The organism is Streptomyces sp. SID3343, from assembly GCF_009865215.1.
Lineage (GTDB): Bacteria > Actinomycetota > Actinomycetes > Streptomycetales > Streptomycetaceae > Embleya.
Window position 1 is genome coordinate 1 of record NZ_WWJX01001351.1, and the last position, 2,192, is coordinate 2,192.

Annotated in this window: 3 protein-coding genes; 2 read left to right on the forward strand and 1 reads right to left on the reverse strand. The window is 71.2% G+C overall.

Annotated features, from left to right (window positions below):
• Positions 1-336 precede the first annotated feature (336 nt).
• Together GT354_RS42715 and GT354_RS42720 are read left to right on the forward strand one after the other, a co-directional pair.
• Positions 337-699, forward strand: coding sequence for a hypothetical protein (locus GT354_RS42715; RefSeq protein ID WP_346012434.1), 363 nt, complete (start codon positions 337-339; stop codon positions 697-699).
• Positions 696-971 (forward strand): hypothetical protein, encoded by a 276-nt coding sequence (locus GT354_RS42720; protein ID WP_161362257.1) that lies wholly within the window; start codon positions 696-698, stop codon positions 969-971. The genes GT354_RS42715 and GT354_RS42720 overlap by 4 nt, the downstream gene beginning before the upstream one ends.
• Here GT354_RS42720 and GT354_RS42725 read toward each other — a convergent pair.
• The gene (locus GT354_RS42725; protein ID WP_161362259.1) at positions 869-1,747 is read right to left on the reverse strand and encodes a helix-turn-helix domain-containing protein; all 879 of its coding nucleotides are present in this window, start codon (positions 1,745-1,747) and stop codon (positions 869-871) included. The two genes, GT354_RS42720 and GT354_RS42725, sit on opposite strands and share 103 nt — an antisense overlap.
• Positions 1,748-2,192: the final 445 nt, after the last annotated feature.

The following is a 2,192-nucleotide window of genomic DNA, read 5'->3' on the forward strand; positions in this document are numbered from 1 at the left end:
TGGACGTGGTCGGCCTCCCAGGTGTGGTTGCGCCATGTAAGGGGGGCGTTTGGCGAACACGTCCAGGGTGCGGGCGGTCTGGGGGCTGTAGCGGAGGCCGGCCCGCTCCCCGCGGTCAGATCTCCGGCGCAGTGGGCGTAGGAACGTCGACAGCCGCGGCAGGGGGTCCAGCAACGGAACCGCCGATGGCGGGGCGCCGTCCGGGAGCGGCATGCCACCCGACCCGGGGGCGGTGGCGAAGCGGGCGGTACGGACGGGCAATGGGACGTGCGGACGTTTAGGGGGTGCGCCGCAGTAGGGTGGGGCGGGTTGCCGTGAGGGGTGAAGGAGGCGGTCGTGGTGGGCGAGCAGAGCGTCGAGATGTCTGGGGACGTGCCGCTGTTTCCGATGCCGCCGGTGACGGAGCAGGCGCTGCGGGTGGCGGTGCTCTCGCTCGAGCCGGCCGCGGCCGTGCGCTTCGAACAGGAATTCCACGCCGCCTGGCAGGAAGCGGTCCAAACGGACAGCACCGTGCCCATGCACACGTTCCTGCGGCGCTGGGCGGTGTTCGTCGCGCTACGGCGTGTGCCCGCCCGCGCGAGTCGGCTGCGCGAGCTCGAGCAGGCGATCGCGAACGCCGATACCCTTGCTGCCGCCCGGCCCGCCGCCGCCGAGATCGCGGCCATGTTGGACGAGGCCGCCCGCGAAGCCGCGGCGTGAGCGACTGGACCTGGGAGTACGAACCCGACGCCGACCACGTCGTCGGTGGCCTGACGCCTCGGGTTCGCGCCGACGTCGACGCCTTGGCGCAGCGTTTGGCCGACGCGGCCGCGGTGCGATACCTCGGCGACCCCTCCGAGCACGATTCCGGCGTGTCGGGGATCCGTGATCACGCCGAGGGGCGCCTGATCGTCTGGTACATGGAACACCGCCGCCTCGCGATTCTGCTCGTGCTCCGCGTCCAACACTGGCCGGACCCCGAAACGGGTTGACGCGCGGCGAGACGAACCTCGCGCGCCGTGCACCCTTTCGGCGGCGCAATCCCCTTCGTCAGGACGACTCGATACGCGCCGGCGAACGTCGACCCGACAGGGTCGGACACGCGGCGCCGTGGCCGCACGATCGAGGCGACCGGGAGTCGGTCGCGGTGTGCCACAGGAGTCGAACAGTCTTGGCACGCCGCAGACTTGGGGCGCATCGAAGTGGTGGGCTGTGTTGCCGGGTCGATACCCGTGAGGCCGGGGCTCGGGTGAGAGTGCGCCCGGCGCCGGCGCCGCACGACACCAACGACGTCCGGGTGGTGGGGCGTCGACCAGGAGGCGGAGGTAGTCCGGTTCGGGGGCGGCGATGCGTCGGAGCGTCGTCGATCACGAGCACACCCGGAGGTGTGAGGGCGTCCGGGAGCGCGCGGTCGGCCGCGTCCGTGCGGTTCGTCAGGTGGGCGGCCGGCAGACCGGACGCGGTGAGCAACGCGGCGCGCAACTGGGCAGCGTAGGTTTGACCGCCATCTGTGCTCGATGGACCGGGCCCCGCCTGGGCAGTCGTCTGTTCCAACCGGTTGCCAGGGATGCTTGCCACTTTTGTCGCAGCCCGATCCGGACACGACGTCGCGAGGCTTGTTGCCGAAGTACTGGTGGATCCGCTCTTGGTTGACACCGGCCCGCTTTGCGATTTTCGCCACGCGGGCGCCGGCGGGACCGAATTCGGCGAACTCCTCCACGGCGGCGTCGAGCAGGAGTTGCTTCGTGCGTGCTGTGTCCCAGGCCATGGCCGCTGTGCCGGTGATGCCATCCGCGCGGCGGCTAGGTCGACGCCCGGGGCCGCGACGGTGTGGGCCGGCTTCGGGGGCGTGGGGCGCACTTGGGGTGACGGGGGGCTCGTCGCCGTGGCGGCGGCAGTGTTCGGAGAGTGGCTGTTCCCGGCCTTGAGGGATTGGGCGTCGAGATCGGGTCGCGGCGGCGAAGTGTCCGCCCCTTCCGACGCGTTGCGGTCTCTTGGCAGCGCCTTACGCAACCGGCGATCCGCTTGCCGCGCCCGGGCGAGTTCGCGCTTCGCCCGCTTGACGGGTTCATTCCCGGGGCGGGGCACTCGGGGTGCCTCCGGATGGTTACGACGATCGGTCTTCCACTCCCGTCGGTCCGCGAACGCGGGCCCGGTGACCGCCGCATGACGAAGACGAAGGAATACGAACTCGACGGCTGGGACGACGACGA